Annotated in this window: 14 protein-coding genes and 5 pseudogenes; 10 read left to right on the forward strand and 9 right to left on the reverse strand. The window is 45.9% G+C overall.

Features of this window, described 5'->3' with window-relative positions; genetic code table 11:
• The first annotated feature begins 558 nt into the window (after positions 1-558).
• Positions 559-1,176, forward strand: a complete 618-nt coding sequence (locus SPH27_RS22040; RefSeq protein ID WP_322435873.1) for a helix-turn-helix domain-containing protein — start codon at positions 559-561, stop codon at positions 1,174-1,176.
• A 46-nt stretch (positions 1,177-1,222) separates the two neighbouring features.
• Here the strand turns inward: SPH27_RS22040 and SPH27_RS22045 are convergent.
• Positions 1,223-2,358, reverse strand: a protein-coding gene (locus SPH27_RS22045) for an IS3 family transposase (RefSeq protein WP_322435874.1) whose coding sequence is annotated in 2 segments (ribosomal slippage) — positions 1,223-2,112 and positions 2,112-2,358 — 1,137 coding nt in all. Because the reading frame shifts where the segments join, the coding sequence is not laid out codon by codon here.
• A gap of 62 nt (positions 2,359-2,420) precedes the next feature.
• On the reverse strand, positions 2,421-2,672 hold the full coding sequence (locus SPH27_RS22050; RefSeq protein WP_322435875.1) for a type II toxin-antitoxin system Phd/YefM family antitoxin: 252 nt from the start codon (positions 2,670-2,672) through the stop codon (positions 2,421-2,423).
• A 454-nt stretch (positions 2,673-3,126) separates the two neighbouring features.
• On the opposite strand from SPH27_RS22050, the gene SPH27_RS22055 reads away from it, so the two are divergent.
• Both SPH27_RS22055 and SPH27_RS22060 read left to right on the forward strand, forming a co-directional pair.
• The gene (locus tag SPH27_RS22055) at positions 3,127-3,366 is read left to right on the forward strand and encodes a type II toxin-antitoxin system RelB/DinJ family antitoxin (RefSeq protein WP_322435876.1); all 240 of its coding nucleotides are present in this window, start codon (positions 3,127-3,129) and stop codon (positions 3,364-3,366) included.
• Positions 3,366-3,479: pseudogene (locus tag SPH27_RS22060) on the forward strand (type II toxin-antitoxin system RelE family toxin); the annotation flags it as partial. The gene SPH27_RS22055 and the pseudogene SPH27_RS22060, both read left to right, overlap by 1 nt.
• Positions 3,480-3,719: 240 nt before the next feature.
• Here SPH27_RS22060 and SPH27_RS22065 read toward each other — a convergent pair.
• Both SPH27_RS22065 and SPH27_RS22070 read right to left on the reverse strand, forming a co-directional pair.
• Positions 3,720-4,279: pseudogene (locus SPH27_RS22065) on the reverse strand (IS630 family transposase); the annotation flags it as partial.
• A gap of 163 nt (positions 4,280-4,442) precedes the next feature.
• On the reverse strand, positions 4,443-5,432 hold the full coding sequence (locus SPH27_RS22070) for a tyrosine-type recombinase/integrase (protein WP_322435877.1): 990 nt from the start codon (positions 5,430-5,432) through the stop codon (positions 4,443-4,445).
• Between the two features lie 1,743 nt (positions 5,433-7,175).
• On the opposite strand from SPH27_RS22070, the gene SPH27_RS22075 reads away from it, so the two are divergent.
• The 6 genes from SPH27_RS22075 (at position 7,176) to SPH27_RS22100 (ending at position 13,963) form a co-directional block, all read left to right on the forward strand.
• On the forward strand, positions 7,176-7,454 hold the full coding sequence (locus SPH27_RS22075) for a hypothetical protein (RefSeq protein ID WP_322435878.1): 279 nt from the start codon (positions 7,176-7,178) through the stop codon (positions 7,452-7,454).
• Positions 7,455-7,829: 375 nt separating this feature from the next.
• A complete protein-coding gene (locus SPH27_RS22080; protein WP_322435879.1) occupies positions 7,830-8,303 on the forward strand; it encodes a helix-turn-helix transcriptional regulator in 474 nt (157 codons plus the stop codon).
• Between the two features lie 456 nt (positions 8,304-8,759).
• Positions 8,760-9,965, forward strand: a complete 1,206-nt coding sequence (gene wzz(fepE) / locus SPH27_RS22085; RefSeq protein WP_322435880.1) for an LPS O-antigen length regulator Wzz(fepE) — start codon at positions 8,760-8,762, stop codon at positions 9,963-9,965.
• A 296-nt stretch (positions 9,966-10,261) separates the two neighbouring features.
• Positions 10,262-11,419, forward strand: coding sequence for an iron-containing alcohol dehydrogenase (locus SPH27_RS22090; RefSeq protein WP_322435881.1), 1,158 nt, complete (start codon positions 10,262-10,264; stop codon positions 11,417-11,419).
• A 1,023-nt stretch (positions 11,420-12,442) separates the two neighbouring features.
• Complete coding sequence (locus tag SPH27_RS22095; protein ID WP_322435882.1) at positions 12,443-12,991, forward strand: Crp/Fnr family transcriptional regulator; 549 nt, start codon at positions 12,443-12,445, stop codon at positions 12,989-12,991.
• A 684-nt stretch (positions 12,992-13,675) separates the two neighbouring features.
• Complete coding sequence (locus SPH27_RS22100) at positions 13,676-13,963, forward strand: Bor family protein (protein WP_322435883.1); 288 nt, start codon at positions 13,676-13,678, stop codon at positions 13,961-13,963.
• Positions 13,964-14,749: 786 nt separating this feature from the next.
• Here SPH27_RS22100 and SPH27_RS22105 read toward each other — a convergent pair.
• The 3 genes and pseudogenes from SPH27_RS22105 to SPH27_RS22115 form a co-directional block, all read right to left on the reverse strand.
• Positions 14,750-14,998 (reverse strand): reverse transcriptase domain-containing protein, encoded by a 249-nt coding sequence (locus tag SPH27_RS22105; RefSeq protein WP_322435885.1) that lies wholly within the window; start codon positions 14,996-14,998, stop codon positions 14,750-14,752.
• A complete protein-coding gene (locus SPH27_RS22110; protein ID WP_322435886.1) occupies positions 14,991-15,335 on the reverse strand; it encodes a reverse transcriptase domain-containing protein in 345 nt (114 codons plus the stop codon). The genes SPH27_RS22105 and SPH27_RS22110 overlap by 8 nt, the downstream gene beginning before the upstream one ends.
• 33 nt (positions 15,336-15,368) lie before the next feature.
• Positions 15,369-15,772: pseudogene (locus SPH27_RS22115) on the reverse strand (IS3 family transposase); the annotation flags it as partial.
• Between the two features lie 66 nt (positions 15,773-15,838).
• On the opposite strand from SPH27_RS22115, the pseudogene SPH27_RS22120 reads away from it, so the two are divergent.
• Positions 15,839-16,859: pseudogene (locus tag SPH27_RS22120) on the forward strand (IS110 family transposase).
• A 213-nt stretch (positions 16,860-17,072) separates the two neighbouring features.
• Here the strand turns inward: SPH27_RS22120 and SPH27_RS22125 are convergent.
• Together SPH27_RS22125 and SPH27_RS22130 are read right to left on the reverse strand one after the other, a co-directional pair.
• A pseudogene (locus SPH27_RS22125) lies at positions 17,073-17,193 on the reverse strand (transposase); the annotation flags it as partial.
• A 262-nt stretch (positions 17,194-17,455) separates the two neighbouring features.
• The coding region (locus tag SPH27_RS22130; protein WP_322435884.1) for a hypothetical protein at positions 17,456-18,299 on the reverse strand (844 nt) is incomplete at its 5' end.

Below are 18,299 nucleotides of genomic sequence, written 5' to 3' on the forward strand. Positions count from 1 at the left end.
GTACGCAAATATACCAAAAATACATAGATATTGTTTAAAAATATCGCCTGTTAAAGAGGTAATGCCTCACTAAAATTGAATTGCTGTATAATGCTCGCTTTTGAGGTTCCCTCGTGGCTACCGCTCTTGTTCACTGTCTCCGTTGTCAGCCTGCCCACGTTTACTGTTCCTCCACAATGTATCTGTTGTGATTTTTTAATCTGTGCAAGGAATGAATTGCACAAGCGGGTATGGGAGAACACCCCGTTGCCACACTCTCATAAAGAATGAAGAAGGTAACAATATGTACACCTATTATGATGACACACTCAACCTTTTGATATAAAAAAATAAACATAATTACACATTAAGATATTTGAATGTAAGGGCTAACGACTGTTCAGAGCAATCTACAGATTTCAAGTTGATACAACTGGAACTGGACATGACATCGGTTAACAGCATCCATTTTTGGATATTGTTAACCGGTGCTCTTTAATTTCTAGTATATACAAAACATTTGTAGACCCATTACTATCTGGAGTATGGTAAAACATATTCATTCAAAATGAGTTGATTATGCAACCGGATCATTCTGTTTCAGTGATTACTCTTGGCAATGCCATAATAAAACATGATCAAGCGGTACTTCTCAGACGGAAGAAGCATCAGCGCTTCAGCCTCAAAAAAAAAGGACACATATGCTATCTCGTTCAGGGGGAAGTAGCTGTACTGCGGCTCAGTGACAATTCTCAGTCACTGGTGCTGAAGGGCCCCTCTGTTCTTGGCTTGGCTCAAATGCGCAGTCTGGCTGAAACGCACTATATGCGGTGCCTGAGCGATTGTGAAATGTGGAGCATAGATGCTGATGAAGCCATGCTGATGATGGATCGGGAGCTATTATGGAAACATGCCTTCGATATTCTGGTCATGCATCTTCACATGTATTACGAAAGGGAATATCTGGACAATCTTCCGAACGCCAGAACCAAGGTGCTTGAAAGTTTGAAGAAGGTATGGTCTGAAGAGCAGGCCTCGGGTGTACAACATTCGATTTACACATATACCCTGTCACGAAACAAATTGTCCAGAAGCGCGGTTCATAAGGCTATCAAGGAACTTGAAATGGAAGGAATAATCCAGACCAGACGGGGGAAGCTAATCAAACTGAATCTGCAGCATGAAAAGCAGTGCTGAAGAATGGCGATTGGACTGACCCCATGCCCGTAGACAAATTCTGTCCTCACGATGAGGCCTGTTCGAAGTCCTCCGGACTGATGCCGCCGAGGTGACTGTGGCGCTGGGCCCGGTTGTAGAACACTTCAATGTAATCGAAGATATCCGCCCGGGCCAGATCCCGGGTTTTGTATATTCTCTTCCTGATGCATTCTTTTTTCAGTGAACTGAAGAACAATTCGGCCACCGCATTATCCTGGCAGTTGCCACGTCGGCTCATGCTCGGGGCCAGGTTATTGGCCCGGCAGAAGCACTGCCAGTCGTCACTGCCGTACTGGCTGCCCTGGACGCTATGTACGATAACCTCGCCGTCCGGTTTTCGACGCCAGACGGCCATCATCAGCGCGTCGAGCGCCAGTTCGCGTGAGAGAGTGGGTTTCATCGACCAGCCGACCACGTTACGGGCGAAGAGATCGATAACCACCGCCAGATACAGCCAGCCCTGCCAGGTGCGGATATAAGTAATATCGGTGACCCAGACCTGGTTGGCCCGGACAACGGTGAACTGCCGCTGCACGCGATTAGGAGCAACGACTGAAGGCCTGCCGGCGATACGACGTGGAGCTTTATAGCTGCGCACAGCTTTAATCCGGTTCAGTTGCATGATCCGACCCACCCGGTTTTTACCGCAGGTTTCCCCGATTTCGTTCAGATCGCCATGAACCCGTCGATAACCGTATACGCCTCCGCTCAGGGAATATGAGTCGCGGATAAGCGCCAGCAGGCGCTGGTTATCTTTATCCCGCTCTGAGACAGGATTATGCAGCCACGCATAGAACCCGGCCCGGGCGACATTCAGTACCCGACACATCGTCATCACACCCCATACAGTGCGGTGCTCATTGATAAAGCGGTACTTCAGTCGGGCTCCCTTGCAAAGTACCGCGCGGCCTTTTTCAGGATATCCCGTTCTTCTTCGGTGCGTTTTAGCTGCGCCCGGAGTTTCAGGATCTCGCTTTTAGCTTCCAGTAAATCCCGGGCATGCTGCTCGCTGTTATCAGGTTTGATAGCCCGTAGCCACTTGTAGAGGCTGTGCGCAGACACGCCCAGACGGTCAGATACTTCAGCGACGGAATAATCGCGTTCCGTTATCTGACGGACGGCTTCTTCCTTAAATTCAGGTGTAAATCGTGGTGTGCCCATACGCTCCACCTATGCTCAAACTATAGGGCAGGATCGTCTACCGGGGCGGGGTCAGTCCATTACTAACTCAAGGTTGTATCTAATCCTGGGGGGCAGGTCACTCCGTTTCGCTCATCAGCCATCCGTCCCAGTACTTCATCTTCCAGAAGTTCCATCAACTGGGCATATAGTGTCGGTGGCACACAGTAGAATGCAGGCTCATTACGATTAAGAATGGTTACCGGAGCGCCATCACCGGCGTGGAAAGTACCCATAGGGTCACGTTTAAGCTCAGTAATACTGGCTGCTGTAGTGGTCAGAACCTGAAATGCCATAATGTTACCTCCGCAGTTTGAGTGTCTATTGCAGATCATTTAAGCACACCTTTAAAGGTGCTTTTTATTGAGATTTATCCGGTAACAAGACTGGAAAGAGTGATCAGACCTATTGAGAAAAGTTACAGAAATAGGGTTGAAGGGGGGGTAAATATATTGAGATCAGAGCCTAAGCATCTTTGTGCGTTTATATGCATTGAAGTAAAATTCATCCCCTGCGTTTCTGGCTGGTTTCCCGGGGGTTTGTTACCTGTTTTACCCGTTTCCCGTCAGAAACGCGCTCAGCCCATTTCAGCGGTGCGCGTAATGTCGCGTGATGGTAAATCGTCTCAGTTAATGTCCGCAACGAGTGAGATACGGAAATCCTATCATTCAGACGTTCTTCGAGACTTGCCCTAAGCATGTTATAACGCGATAACTATAATGACATTTGTAATTACAAGGGGTGTAGGACATGGGTAGCATTAACCTGCGTATTGACGATGAACTCAAAGCACGTTCTTACGCTGCGCTTGAAAAAATGGGTGTAACTCCCTCTGAAGCGCTGCGTCTTATGCCTGTATATATCGTTGACAATGAACGCTTGCCGTTTAAACAGAAACTCCTGAGCGATGAAGATGCTGAGCTCGTGGAGATAGTGAAAGAGCGTATTCGAAATCCCAAGCCCGTACGTGTGACGCTGGATGAGCTCTGATGGCGTATTTGCTGGATTTTGACGAGCGAGCACTAAAGTAATGGCGACAGCTGAGCTCGACTGTTCGTGAACAGTTGAAAAAGAAGCTGGCTGAACTGCTTGAATCACCCCGAAATGTTTCGCGGCGAAGCCGACACCTGCGTTTTCATGTTGAACGCTCAGGATAAGGTAAGTGGTGATAACGAATCGAATAAATCACTGCAGATTACCTGGATGCATATCGAGAAGGATTTATCTCCGTAAGACAGAAACAGTATGAACAACTCATATTTGACATCCGGATAATGGGTAACCAGGCGGTACTGGTGAATAAAACAACTGCAGGCCCACCTAAATAGCTGCGCCGAATACCGCTACACTTTTGCCAACCCATGTTTACCCCCGAGGAATGGGCTTACGGTTTCCATAAAGTGACGAACCTTTTTCAACAGTTGCCACATTGAACGGCACTGATGATTTCGGGTTATCGTGTCGTGAAGCGCCTGCCATAGCCGCTCAACATGGTTCACCCATTCCGAGTAAACCGGCTGATAAATGACCCTGAATTTCGGGTTTTCCTTCAGCCAGCGCTGGGTTTCCCGGCTTTTGTGGATAATGTAACTGTCCACGATGAGCGTTATCGTTTTTGCCCGTCGGTACGTCGCCTTAAGGTGTTGCAACAGACTGATAAACAAGGCTGAGCTTTTGCTGTTGCCACCCACGTAGCTGACTTTGCCCGTTCCGCTGCGTAACGCGCCACCAGATAGTATTTTTCATTTTGCCCTAGCGTAACCACTCGCTATTGCTGTCCGCGACGGTGCCAGTCTACGCCAATTCTGGGATTGAGATGTATATCCACTTCATATTCATAAAATACCGGATGCTCTGCGCTGCATTCGTCCAGTGCATTGTGGATTGCCACCATCTTTTCATCTTAGAACGAAAAACACGTCAGCCACCCCGCAAGTCAACATCCCCCAGCTCAGATGGGAAGCGGGATGACGCGCAGGTCTCGAGCAGTACCATAGTGAACGGGGTACTTCCTGCGGGGCGTACACAGAATGTTATTAAATACTTTCTTAAAAATATGTTAAGCATCAGGTCAGGTTTAAGCGATCCCGGGCGGCACGCAGACGCTGCTCCCCGCGGCGATCGTACTGCTGGGTGGTGGTAACGCTGGCGTGTCCCATCGCATCCTTCACGGTAATCAGGTCTTCACCGTTCTCCAGCATGGCGGTCGCAAAGGTTCGCCTTAAATCGTGCGGGGCGCATTTCGCTATTCCGGCTTGGCGCTGGCGAACCTGCAGGACATGGTACACCGCCTGGTCGGTCAGTCGGTCGTTTGTGAGGGTATCAAAGCGACGGATACGGGTGAACAGCGGCCCTTCCTTCTCCCCACGAACTTCTTCAACCCACTTCTGAAGCCGCTGCCAGGTGCCGGGCGGCATGTAGGCCAGGCGCACCTTGTTTCCCTTACCCAGCACCCTGAGCGCCCGCTCATCTGTGACAACGTCACTCAAATCCAGCCCCACCGCCTCCGAGCGGCGCAGGCCGCAACCGAGAATGACGGCCAGCATCCCTGCATCGCGCACCCCGATGCTGGAGTTATCGTTCCCGCAGGCACTAAAGAGCGCCCGGACCTCCTCCGGCGACAGGGCCCGGCCACCTGGCAGTCGGCTGCCCCGCAGGTTACGCACCGCCCGGATATGCTGGAAGCTCTCAACGTCCATCAGCCTTAGCATCCATGCTTCCTTCGCCACCCCCTTCAGCGCGGAAAGGTAGGTGTTGACGGTGGTGGTGGCCCGGCCGGTGTCGCGCAGCAGTTCGGTCATGGCCATCACGTGGTGACGCCGCAGGCTGCCCCAGCTGCAGGTATCTAAGGACGAGGCACCAAGCATGCCAGCGACAATGCCAAGGAACGAGGCCATAGTCTGCCGGCTGCGGAGCGAATTGAGGGAAAGCAGGTAGGCCCGGGCGGGACTGACCGGAGCATTACCACCTGACAGCGCCGGCAGGAAATCCACTTCCGGTGGAATGACCACAGCGGGCAAGCCCAGCTCCGGTTCGTCGTCGGGCATCAGGATCATGTCGGACTCCGTTCGGGCCGGAAAGGGACCGGCGCGCTGCGTGAAAAATCAGGGTGTAGGATACCGCCAGAGCTTACCGCAGAGAGTCTACTTTTTCAAACGTACATTTTAATAAGTAAAAAAAAGGAGTGATCCGGTAAGGAGTGGAACTAGAACAGAAGTCGCTGATCGCACTTGAAGACGTGAAGCAGACCGATCGCTGAACATCAATGAGCGAACAGTCCGTAAATGGCATTTAGGAGAGACCAAGTTGTTATTCACTACCTGGTACTGTCCCTGTCAGGTCACCGGGCTGAGCTCTTTGCTAAAATAAGTTTCCGAATCATCTGCGAATCAGGAATTCCTATCAGGGAAAATGAAACATCAATAATTTCCTCACCAATGCAGGCTATAAATATAGGGTAGATATTGCCGATTACATCGAAAAAATTTATAACTGCAGGCGCCGGTATGGCTCGAGCAATCAGATGCCACCGACAGAATACGAAAACCAATATTATCTATGGTTCGGAAGCGCCTGGATTACCCGTGGAGATTTAGTGAGTTTTCCTTAGGAAAGTTATACCCTTCTGCATTCCTAATAATTATTATCCATATCGTATATGGCAGACAATAACGTAATTAGTACGACAATGCAGACGATTAGCAAAACACTGGGCATAATTATTTTCATTGCGGCCTCTTATAATTGAGCCCTGCACTATCAACTTCAGATATTTCAGGCCAATCCTGTCATCTGTAATGAATAAATGGCAAGAACCTATACTTATACAGAAAATATTAACTGAATGCTAACAGCTTGAACTTTTTTAGTGAGATGAGTATAGTAAAAAACAACTTTCAAACTATCTTCTTGCGGGTTAAAAAATTGGTGATAGTCTGTTTTTTTTTGGTTTTTATGAATTTCTCGATTCCATAAGAAAGTAAATGCCATTCCAATCTGGCTATGTGAAACATTGCCACTCTGCATCTGGGTATGGAACAGGTCACTTTGATTGTTTCCATTATAGTAGAATTCATTTTTCTTATTACTAACATGGGAGCCTCCTAAACAAAGGGGTAAAGTGTCGCACCCAGTATAGACATTCATTTGGTTTTAGTCGACTTCACTTGAGGATACGGCTCAGTCCGAATTTTCTGAGGAAATATCCGTATTAATTTTTAAGAACCATCTGATACATTGACAATTTAACTTGCCACTTAACTGTATTTGATCTATACGAAAACCATATATATAATGACTTGGTTGTTTTTAATGAATATCCAAAAATGCACATCAACGCATTATTAATTAAACGAACGCCAACCAAAATGAAAAGATATTAATACATTCCGGCAATGTTATAGTTACATTTATTGCCATAGAATAATGCAACTGACTGTTTTAAAAAGAATTCAAGACAACTAATTATAAGATCAATGATTTTTTTTGGAGTGTGTAATTTTGTACATAATTAATTGCAAGCAATTGTTGTGATGAGAAAAGATTTCGGTAATTATTATAAAAGACTGGTCTGGTGTTGACTTAAAAACATCTCGAAACGAGAGGCCATTTATTTATGCATCGGTCTGTGTAATGAATTTTTATTGGCCAGAGGAAATTCCAGCACTCATAGCTCTGAACTAACTTGAGAACGTTGTGCAACCAGACAACATACGTGAATCACTGCTAATACTTGGTAAACTCATTGAGACATCAGGTCAGTCGTATGTGAGCATCAGAAAAAAAATCTGAAAATTGAAATGAAAAAAGAAAATAAAATTGGTTTTCTGAAACGGGGCTGCGTATCCCTGTGCAGTACAGAGAACGATATTGTCACGGTCAGTATTGAAGGGCCCGCCATTCTGGGAATGGCTCAGATGTTTCATGATACGCAGTCCCATTACATTCGCTGCAACCGGGACTGTGAGATAGTGGTGATTGATACTTTTAACTTTATACAGCTGCTGACGCAAAAAAAACTTGTAGTTCCATGCGTTTATGATAATCAGCCCTCATATGAAAATGTGCTTTCAGCGTGAGAAAATACTCGGCCATAAAACAATCAGGGGGACAGTGATTGAATATCATCGATGCCTCTGGGAACTGGGAGAAGAGGTACGGAACACTACGCCCGTTTAAACCTTTATCCTCGCCAAAAACCAGGTTTCAAGGAATTCGCTTCATAAAATCATGTCAGAACTGAATGACGAAGGATTTATCAGGCTACAAAGGGGTAAGTTGCTGTGGATGAAGAAGAATACGTGTCACCGGTCTTGGGCAGACGATAGAAGATCGAGATTAAGGCCATGACAATAATTAACAGCTATAACGGTGTGAATATGAGACAAATACAGGTGTATACAGACAACGTATATCTTTCAGCAGGGATCCGTTATCTGTACCGGGCAGTCTTGATGGAACCTTCAGAAAGATTTGTTTTTTTTACAGCAGACTATGTCTATCAGGCGTTACATGAGCAGGCTGACGGCCGTAGTATATTTATACTTATCAGTTCATTTAACGATCTCGCCTTTATGATCCCCTCGTCTCTGAAAAAGCGTATAAAAGCTAAAGCGACTCTTGAGGAATGGAAGGGTTTGTTTAATGAAAATAATGACGCCTGCTACGCTCCCGATAGCGATCAACCGGATTTACGTTACTTAACTGACCGTGAAAGACAGGTTATCAGAATGATGTACAGCGGATTCGGTATACATAGCATTGCCCGTCAGCTAGGCATCAAAGCTTCAAGCGTTTATAATCACCGATTTTCGGCCTATAAAAAACTGGGCTGCAAATCTTCTCTTGAGTTTCTCCGTCTTTGTCATCTGCGGAGTTTCAGCATATGGATGAAACAAATGCTTCCCGTTACCCATGCGCAAAATTAATACTCAATAATAGATCACGGTAATTTATTCTACTTTATTTTTTTAAAAGGAAAAAGCGATGTATGTACTTTGCGAGAAAAATAACCAGCTTGTAATTCACAGAGAAGGGTGCTGCATCGTTCGTGACAACAGAATATTAAAACAATCGGGACTATGTGACACCTTTGACCAGTTCAGTAATGAAATCGAAAAAGGTAATTTCAGCAATATCCAAATTTGTAAATGGTGCTGCTACTGGCATCATCATGCATTTGAAAAAAAAGAGTAGTTTCGCTGAGTGGTATTGAATCGCCACGAGTTAACAGACACCTCAGAGTCATTTAAAATGGCTTGAAGTGAAGTGCGCTTGAGCGGAAAGCGTTATCGGTAAAACAGGCTTTAGACCTTCCAGCTTAGTAGTTAGAATTATATTTTTAATCGTACGCATAATCATCAAAAAGACCGATATATAAACATATGTGCATAACAGAAACTTCACATTGTAATCATAAAGACTCACCACTGATCAGTCATTTAGGTGCCCAACATCGCCTAAAAGGCAATGAGGATGAAGTAAGGGCCGAAAAATTTGCTAGTTTTCGTATTTCGCAAAGGGACATGCAATATCCAGCGGAATTAGATCTGCTTAGCCTGTTGAACGCTTTCTGGCGAGCGCGGAGGCTGATTGCAATTTGCGTTGTTTTTTTTGCACTGGCAAGCGTTGGTGCTTCAATGCTTTTGCCACATAAATGGACCAGTAGCGCGATTGTTACTCCGGTAGATCCAAGCCAATGGGCTCAACTTCAGCAATCGCTGGTCACAGCACAAAGTCTAGGGGTAAGTTATCCGCTCGACCGCCCCGGCGCTTTCGATCTTTTCATTAAAAATTTTCAGTCTCAGCAATTAACTGAAGAATATATAAAATCTAAGCCAGCCCTTTTACGACAGTATTCCGGTGCATCGGAGCCAGTACGAGGACTCACTCATGCAGCAAGTGCTATGTTTTTATTAATTAAATCAGAGGCAGTGTTTAGCGGCAAGAATGAGCCACCTCCCCTTTATCGCTCTTGGAGACTCAGTTTTACTGGGCCAGACGCGCAAAGTGCGCAGGATATCCTGAAAGGATACATTCGTTTTGTTGCAGACAGAACCGTAACAGAATTACAACAGGATCTTCATGATGCACTGCTGCTCAAAATCAACACCGACAAAAGTGGCCTAGCGTTGGCATCCTCAGACATGCAAAATATTCATCTTGCGCGCATTCAGCGGCTCAGTTATGCCTTGCAAATTGCCGAGTCTGCTGGCATAACAGCCCCCGTGTATACTCGGGGGCAATCCATAAATGATGACCCTGATTTCTCCGTGGCCCTGGGGGCCAAGGGACTCGCCAGTAAACTTAATATTGAAAAAAGCTTATCCGATCTGACGGAGCTTAACCCGGAACTTAGGAACCGGAAATACCGACTGGAAGAACTTGAGAAAATCAGTATCCCGACTGCCAATTTTCCGGTGTTCAGCTATCAGGTGCCTCCTTCCTATCCAGAGAAAAGTGAAGGACCGGGCATCATACTTATTTATATTCTTGGATCCCTACTGGGCGGGCTCATAAGCGGAGCATATGTGTTACTTTTTGATAAGATCGCCAGCATAAAGCAACAGTCGAAACAGCAAACTGTTTAATGTCTTTCACAAGAATCTATATGCGCTGTGACCTGTTTCAGCGACTGTAAAAAATAAGCCAACTTATTATAAATAACTATGTATTCAATATGTAAAAATGCACATATTTATTGTAATAAAAACCTTGCTAAGGCCTATAAATAAGAATCCTTGCAAGGTATCATTCTTATAAATTGAGGTGAGGGTTGTTAATTTTTTTACTTATTAAAATCAATGCAAGCAGGCATTAAAACTAATTGGTAAAAAAAATATAACGGCTGTTTTATATAATATAAAAATCAACTAAGGATTAAATCATGGCTAAATGTTTTATCGTTCCCGGGCAGACTTTCCATGGAATCGGTTCGTTTAATGAATTGGGTCGTATTAACGGAAAAAAAGCCTTTATTGTAACCGGAAAGGGCTCTATGAAACGATCCGGATATATTGACAAGGCGTGCGAAATTCTTAATAGAAACGGGATTGAAACAGAGGTGTTTGATGGCGTGGAAGCGGATCCGTCTATTGAGACCGTGATGTTCGGTTTTGATGCGATGATGAGTTTTCAGCCTGACTGGATCATCGGTCTTGGCGGTTGTTCAGCGATTGATGCAGCCAAAGCCATGTGGGTGTACTACGAATATCCGGACACAAAATTTAAGGATATCATTCCCCCCTTTACCATTAAAGAACTGCGTAAAAAGGCTAGGTTTGTGGCCATACCTTCCACTTCCGGAACCGGTACGGAAGCCACCTGTGTGGCTGTAATTACGGACCGAGAAAAAGGCACTAAGTACCCACTGGTGTCTTATGAGCTGTGCCCGGATATCGCCATCGTTGATGCCGAACTTTGTCGTTCAATGCCCCCTCATGTCACTGCCAATACGGGGCTGGATGCTCTGACACACGCTCTGGAAGCGTATGTAACACCACTTGCTGATGCTTATACCCAGAGCCTGGCTGAACGGGCGGTAACAGATATTTTTGCAGCACTTCCGATTGCCGTAAAACATGGCGATAACATGCAGGCCCGACAGAAAATGCATGATGCATCGTGTCTGGCTGGTATGTCATTCAATAACGCTCTATTAGGGATTGTTCACTCGCTGTCCCATCAGGTTGGCGGTATGTTTGGCGTGGAGCATGGGCGGGCCAACGCCATCCTTCTGCCAACAGTCATCCGCTATAACGCGCCGGCCGCCGGTGTCCTGTATAGCCAGCTGGCCAGGCTGGTCGGTGAGAAGGACGCTGAGGGTCTTGCCACCAAAATTGAAACCCTGCGCGGCTCAGTGGACGTGGAAAAATCTTTCAGTGACTGTGGTATTTCAGAAAACAACTGGCTGGATAAAATTAGCATCATGGTTGAGAATGCCATGGCCGATGCCTGTACCGGCTGCAATCCAAGACTACCGCTGGCAGAAGATCTGGCCAGCATTCTCATGAATGCTTATTACGGCCGTCAATGGCAGAACTGAAAATCCAGACTTATGGAAACGGTTTAACGGAATTGCAGCACAATCATATTATGATATGTCGACCCCTTCTGCGGGGCGTTCTTCAGATCACGTGAATGATGCCAGTCCGTCAGCCTGAAGCAGCTGTTGACACACATACGGACATAATCCTCTCTCTGGGTTTCTGCATTAATACCCATGCGATGGTTATGCCCGATGTTGTCGTTATCCAGGGAAACACATCCAGTTATTGCGGAAGAGACTCACCCCGGCCCCGCATTCAGCATAGTGCGTTCGACATGACGTCGGCCACCGTCTGGGCAAAAAACAATTCGTGCCTATTGTTATACGGACCAGTATATCGAGCGCGCTATCGCGAGCTCAAAATGGTCGTTCATGCCCAACTGCACCCGTGCAGTACCGGACGGACTAAGCCAGTCATTCACCACCGCCTGCACGCCTGACCAGAAAACCACTGCCCTATCTACGCGTTCTGTTCAGCAGGGCCAGTAGAGGAATTCACTCTGTTATCGGAAATAAAACTCGGTTATTTTTAATGATTTCCCAAAAATGTACATCAACGTATCGTTAATTAAACGAGAGTCAACCAGAATGCAAAAGTATTAACACATTCTGGTAACATTATAATTGCAATTGTCGCCATCGAATACTGCAACAGACTGTTTTAAAAAGATTTATAAGATAATGCTTTATAAGACTGATGATTTTTCTGGAATGTGTAATTTTGGATGCATTTAATTGCGAGAAATTGTTGTGATGAGAAAAGATTTCGGTAATTATAATAAAATAAGAGGTCTGAGGTTTTCTTAAAGACCTCTCGAAACGAGAGCCCATTTGTTTATGTATTTGCCAGCGTAGTGTTTTTTATTGGCCAGAGGATATTTTTACACTCATAGCCCTGAACTAACGGAGAGTGTTGTGCACCCCGACAAAATATGTGAATCAGTGCTAATACTTGGTAAACTCATTGAGACATCAGGTCAGTCGTATGTGAGCATCAGAAAAAAAAATCAGAAAATTGAAATGAAAAAAGAAAATAAAATTGGTTTTCTGAAACGTGGCTGCGTATCCCTGTGCAGTACAGAGAACGATATCGTCACGGTCAGTATTGAAGGGCCCGCCATTCTGGGAATGGCTCAGATGTTTCATGATAAGCAGTCCCATTACATTCGCTGCAACCGGGACTGTGAGATAGTGGTGATTGATACTGTTAACTTTATCCAGCTGCTGACGCAAAAGAACCACTGGTTCCATGCGTTTATGATAATCAGCCATCATATGCAAATGTACTTTCAGCGGGAGAAAATGCTCGGCCATAAAACAATCAGGGGGACAGTGATTGAATATCTTCGCTGCCTCTGGGAGCTGGGAGAAGAGGCACGGAACACTACGTCCGTTTATACTTATATTCTCGCCAGAAACAAGGTTTCAAGGAGTTCGCTTCATAAAATTATGTCAGAACTGAATGACGAAGGATTTATCAGGCTACAAAGGGGGAAATTGCTGTGGATGAAGGAGAATACGTGTCCCCGATCCTGGGCAGACGATAAAAAATCGGGATTTAGGCCATGACAATAATTAACAGCTATAACAGTGTAAATATTAGTCAAATACAGGGTAATACAGACAATTTAAACTTCCAAGAGAACTCAAATATGTATCTCAAAGTCTGTAAATGGTGCTTATACGGTCATTACCGCACTCTTGATAATGGGTCATACCTATATTAAACATTAATTAGGATACTAACATGTCTGATAATTTTATCTTTTTTATTGAGTCTCATTTCGAATTAATTGAGTTTTATTATTTCATCACCTTTGTTGTTCTTTTCTCAGTATCACTGTTAGCTTTACGCTTTTACTCAGCATATATGAATATGAAAGGGCACATATATAATTATAAAGAGGATATTCTTATTCGCGTAGTAGTAACAACATTTTTCTGGCCACTGCTTTTACTGTTTCTTTTAATATGGGCCTTTAAACGAGTAGTTTTTTATGTCACTCACGAACTTTATAACTGGATTAACTGCTATCAACTTACAACAGTGGCGAAGATTCACGCGATTTTAACGGAATGTAAGAAATCATAAAGAAACAGTGCGATGATGCTTGCAAATAGCTTTGCTACATTACATAGTTCAACCATTGATATATAATACGATAATAGTATGCATTTCACCCACTTTGTCGAATTTATTTACGTCTGAAGAAAACACACCCGGAATAATAACCCTTCAATATGGAGTTAAAAATGAAAAAATTAATAATATTTGTTGTTGCTGCAATACTGTCTGGCTGCGCAAAACAAACTTTTAAAATAAATGATGACATTGCGGAAAAATCGGTGCTGGAAACGAAACAAATCTTTTTTGTTCAGGGTATTGGACAGGCGCAAACTATCGATGCTGCGGCTATATGTGGTGGTTCTGATAAAATTATTCGTACAGAAGTCCAGGAATCTGGAATGGATGTTTTTTTACGAGTTATTTCGATCGGTATTTATACCCCACGTGAAGTTCGTGTTTATTGTGCGAAATAATTTCTTAAACAGGCACCGTATGATGACTGCTTTCAATGATTTTACTTCCCGCTAGTCATAAATATTTGGTTTTAATTTTCAGTTTGGAAAATCCATTGTTCTTCTGTCGCGCCAGAATGACCAATTCAGTCCAGGCACAACAACTGTGTTCTTATGCTTGATAACGCTATTGTAAATAAGATTATCTACAATCATAAATCTCACCAATGCAAGTTTAATCATTATTTATTATCCTTTCGGTTGCGGTAGGGATAGCTGTTATCGGCTACCCCCCGCGCAGATCCGGACGTGCGCTGCTAACGCATCCGGCTCCTACTTCGGGTTCTGGCGTGGAAGCATTGCATGGGATAAGGGGGCATTATTCGGGGTGACGGGATCCAGCGTTCACACAACCGACTGAAGCGTGCCCAGTTCATTCTGTGCCGCTGACTCCTTCGTCTCAGTGATTTCAGCCACAAACGTTTCACCTCCTCCACAAATTGGGTCAGTGCCCTGATGTTGAAGGGGACTCCATAGTAGTTAAGATGTCCCTCTACTACCCGTTTTATCCAGCAACCGGTTTCTGCCGACTTTTCATGAAGTCTTTTACGAAGCGCCTGTTTTATGGCGTTCAGTTGCGCAATGCGTCGGCTTCGTCTGGTTTTCCTCATGACTGCTATTATGCAACTCACCGATGTAGTGGGTGAACCCCAGAAAATAGAACGTTCCCGAGTTCTGGTCGTTCTCTGTACTGTTTCAGAGCGTATCGCCCGAACCGAAGCAGGCGGGTTTTCCCCGGATGGACTTTCAGACCGAATCTGCCCAGCCGCTGTTCAGAGCCTCCTGACATTCCCGTGCATCACGATGTTTCTGGAATCCCAGTACTGCGTCGTCAGCGTATCTGATTATCACTACATCCCCCTGAGCATATTTTCGGCTCTTGCTCAACCAGAGGTCAAAGCTGTAGTGAAGATAAACGTTTGCAAGTAACGGTGAGCACACCGCCCCCTGAGGTACACCGAGACGCGAGCGCCTCCTGTGACCATGTTCATCCATCACACCCACTGTGATCCACTGTTTGAAGTCTCAGTATGCCTCTGTCCTTCATACGGTGTTGCTGGAAACGGAGTAGCCAGTCGTATTCCACTGTATCGAAGAACTTACTGATATCCAGATCCAACACCCAGTTTATCTTTCGCTCCATGATCGCAACATTCAGGGCATCCAGAGCATCGTGCTGACCCTTTCCCGGTCTGAATCCGTAGGAAAATCCCAGAAAATCAGTCTCATAAATTTGATTCAGTACGGTCACTACCGCATGTTGCACGATTTTGTCTTCCAGACACAGTATACTCAGCAGCCTTTCTGACCCGTCATCTTTGGGAATACACACCTGCCTTGATGGCCGGGGTCTGTATTTCCCCCTGAGGCGGTATACCAGCTTGTAATTGACATAAAGCCCTTCACAGTGCAGTAACTGCCAGATGCGGCGGTCGCCAAAACGCCTGCGTTCAAGCGCCCGCTCAGTGATACACCCTGATAAATATGTATCAGCAGGCGGACGCTGGGCGTCATAGCGGCAGGTCGACAGGGACAAACCTGTATGCCTGCAGGCACAACGTTGCGACAGACCGGTCGTATCACACATCAACACCACGCCTTCCCGCTTCCGGTCTGTCGTCAGTACTTTCGCCCAAGAGCCACCTGAAGCGCCTCCTTATCCAGCATTGCTTCGGCAAGCAGCTTCTTTAGTCGGGCGTTCTCCTCTTCAGGCGACTTAAGTCGCTTCACCTCAGGAACGTCCATGCCACCAAACTTCTTGCGCCAGGTAATGGGATGGACTACCTCCTCCCATTGCGGTTAATTGTACGAAATGTGCTCGCCAGGAGAATCACCATGAATATCGTATTTCTGGGTATTGATCTGGCTAAAAACGTTTTTCAGCTTTGCGGGTTAAACCAGGCAGGCAAACCGGTTTATACGAAGCGCTCTGGCCGAAATGAATTACTCCAGACACTGGCAAATATTCCGGCATGTCTGATTGGGGTCGAAGCGTCCACAGGGGCATTTTACTGGCAGCGTGAGTTTGAGAAACTGAGCATAAAGTAAAGGTTATCAGTCCTGAGTACGTAAAACCCTTCGTCCGCGGGCAAAAAAATGACGGTAATGATGCACAAGCCATCGCAGTGGCTCTGATGCAACCGACAATGCAGTTTGTGCCACCAAAAAGCCCGGAACAACAGGATATCCAGGCTTTACATCGGGCAAGGCAGCGTATTGTTAATCACCGTACCGCAACAATTTGTCAAATAAGGGGGCTGTTACTTGACCGGGGGATCCCCATTGGTAGTGCTGTCTCCAGAGCTCGCCGGGCAATTCCCCTCATCCTTGAAGATGCAGAAAACGGTCTGAGCTCCCGTATGCGCAGAACAATTGCAGGGCTCTATGATCTCTTTAACGATCTCGAGCGTCGGATCCATTTTTTGATAAGGAAATTGAAACAGTATTCAGGCAATCAGAAACCTGTCAGCGTATAGCCAAAGTTAAAGGTATTGGCCCTAAAACGGCTACGGCGGTTGTTGCCGCTATCGGCAAACGAACTGAATTTAAGAACGGCCGTCACTTTGCTGCATGGCTTGGCCTGGTTCCACGTCAGCACTCGAGCGGCGACAGGCTGGTACCGATGAATATGACAAAAAAGGGCGACAAGCATCTGCGGACACTTTTTATTCATGGTGCACGCGCTGTCGTCAGGGTTGCCACGAATAACACTGATCCTTATATGAATCAGTGGGTTAACCAGATAAAGGAGCGGCGCGGTTTTAACAAAAAGACCGTGGCGGTCGCCAATAAAAACGCGAGAATAATCTGGTCGATGCTGAGAAATGAAACCGAGTATCAGGTAGTGGGCAGTTAATTCCCTGCCAGAAAAAGTTGCAGCGTACTGAGAAATGGTGACAGGTTGCACCTGCACAATCGGAACCTGATTTTTATACTGGCCTCAGAGGCCGTCCAGTTGTTGAGGCGATTGTGTGCGGATTACCCATTTGGGCACAGATTTTCCTGATGCCGGATAGATGTAAGCAACAACCCAAAACCATATTCGGTACTTGCAAAACTGAGGTAGTCCATAGATGTAGAAAATGGCGTCGGAAATGACGTGCTTACGGCAGAGCTCACGGGCAGAAACCCCGGCTTCAGCTTCGCTGAAGGATACTGATGATCTGTTCGTCGGAAAAACGCTTCTTCATGGGCATGTCCTCATGTAGCTTATGAAGACATTACTAACATCGCGGTGTGTTAATCAACGGGGAAGCAGGTCAAATGCCAATCAGATTTTCAAAAGGCGTAGGCAATATGAAGACGGCTCGCTATTGAAGAACAAAAAAAAGAATTGAGTGGGCTATTGAGCCTCAGTAACCTGAAATCTGGTGATGAAATAGGACATCCGTGTCCGATTTCATTCCGCTTCACTTTACAGTGCAAAAAAAACAACGCAAATTGCCATCAGCCTCAAAATCTTAAGAAGATTACTCCATTTACCGATAATGAGAGAGGGTAAGTGGTCCACGCCCACGGGCCGATGTCAACAGACGTTCTGCCCGCTCTTATGACGTCTTTGTACCATACGCTGCCATCTCTGCTTATAACGACGCTAGCATCGAATGGTTGCGCCGGCCCCTGACAAAGGGCGTAACGTCCGTCGTGAGCACTACAATGCCACCCATCTAAAGGTTTCCATACATGCACCGCAAACGACACTGAAACCTCATCAAAACCGTCGTGGGCAGGTTCGGTGACAAAGATTGTCGCATCTCCCACAGAATTATATGTCATCAGTCCTGAAACCGACACGGAAACAACAGACGCATCGGAAGACCGGTATTGCAGAGGACCACCATTCCCCCCCGTTATGTTTAGCTGATAGTTGGCCCCTTGCACTGCCTGAGGAACATCATCAACGATCTGTAAAGTCTGTCCTATTTTTGGATTAACAGTCACGTAAAAATCGACTGACTGGATCTTATAGCTCGGGTCCTTACTATCAATAATCGTGATTTTAGCGACACCCGCGGCAATAAAATTTAATACCCCGTCAGCAGAAACTGTCACCACGCCAGGGTCTGACGTTACATAAGTTAGGGGGCTATTTCCACCCGTAACTTTGATTGGCTCCGGGCTTGCTCCTCTACTTACAGTCACATTGCCTGGTTTAACCAAAATGATACCCACTGCCGCCGCCGTCGTCGCGTCCACCGTCTTCGTGAAGCCGGTCAGGCCCGCCACGCCCAGGGTGTACGCTTTCGCGTCGGCCGGGGTGAAGCTCGCCGTGTATTCGCCTTTGTTCGCACTGTCT

It is taken from the genome of Enterobacter sp. A103, assembly GCF_034427535.1.
GTDB classification, from domain to species: domain Bacteria; phylum Pseudomonadota; class Gammaproteobacteria; order Enterobacterales; family Enterobacteriaceae; genus Enterobacter; species Enterobacter asburiae_B.

Bases quoted from the DNA above. Each gene is read 5' to 3' on its own strand.
- SPH27_RS22040 (WP_322435873.1), top strand. From the start codon at position 559: ATGCAACCGGATCATTCTGTTTCAGTGATTACTCTTGGCAATGCCATA.
- SPH27_RS22050 (WP_322435875.1), bottom strand. From the start codon at position 2,672: ATGGCATTTCAGGTTCTGACCACTACAGCAGCCAGTATTACTGAGCTT.
- SPH27_RS22055 (WP_322435876.1), top strand. From the start codon at position 3,127: ATGGGTAGCATTAACCTGCGTATTGACGATGAACTCAAAGCACGTTCT.
- SPH27_RS22070 (WP_322435877.1), bottom strand. From the start codon at position 5,432: ATGATCCTGATGCCCGACGACGAACCGGAGCTGGGCTTGCCCGCTGTG.
- SPH27_RS22075 (WP_322435878.1), top strand. From the start codon at position 7,176: ATGAAAAAAGAAAATAAAATTGGTTTTCTGAAACGGGGCTGCGTATCC.
- SPH27_RS22080 (WP_322435879.1), top strand. From the start codon at position 7,830: ATGGAACCTTCAGAAAGATTTGTTTTTTTTACAGCAGACTATGTCTAT.
- SPH27_RS22090 (WP_322435881.1), top strand. From the start codon at position 10,262: ATGGCTAAATGTTTTATCGTTCCCGGGCAGACTTTCCATGGAATCGGT.
- SPH27_RS22095 (WP_322435882.1), top strand. From the start codon at position 12,443: ATGAAAAAAGAAAATAAAATTGGTTTTCTGAAACGTGGCTGCGTATCC.
- SPH27_RS22100 (WP_322435883.1), top strand. From the start codon at position 13,676: ATGAAAAAATTAATAATATTTGTTGTTGCTGCAATACTGTCTGGCTGC.
- SPH27_RS22105 (WP_322435885.1), bottom strand. From the start codon at position 14,998: ATGGATGAACATGGTCACAGGAGGCGCTCGCGTCTCGGTGTACCTCAG.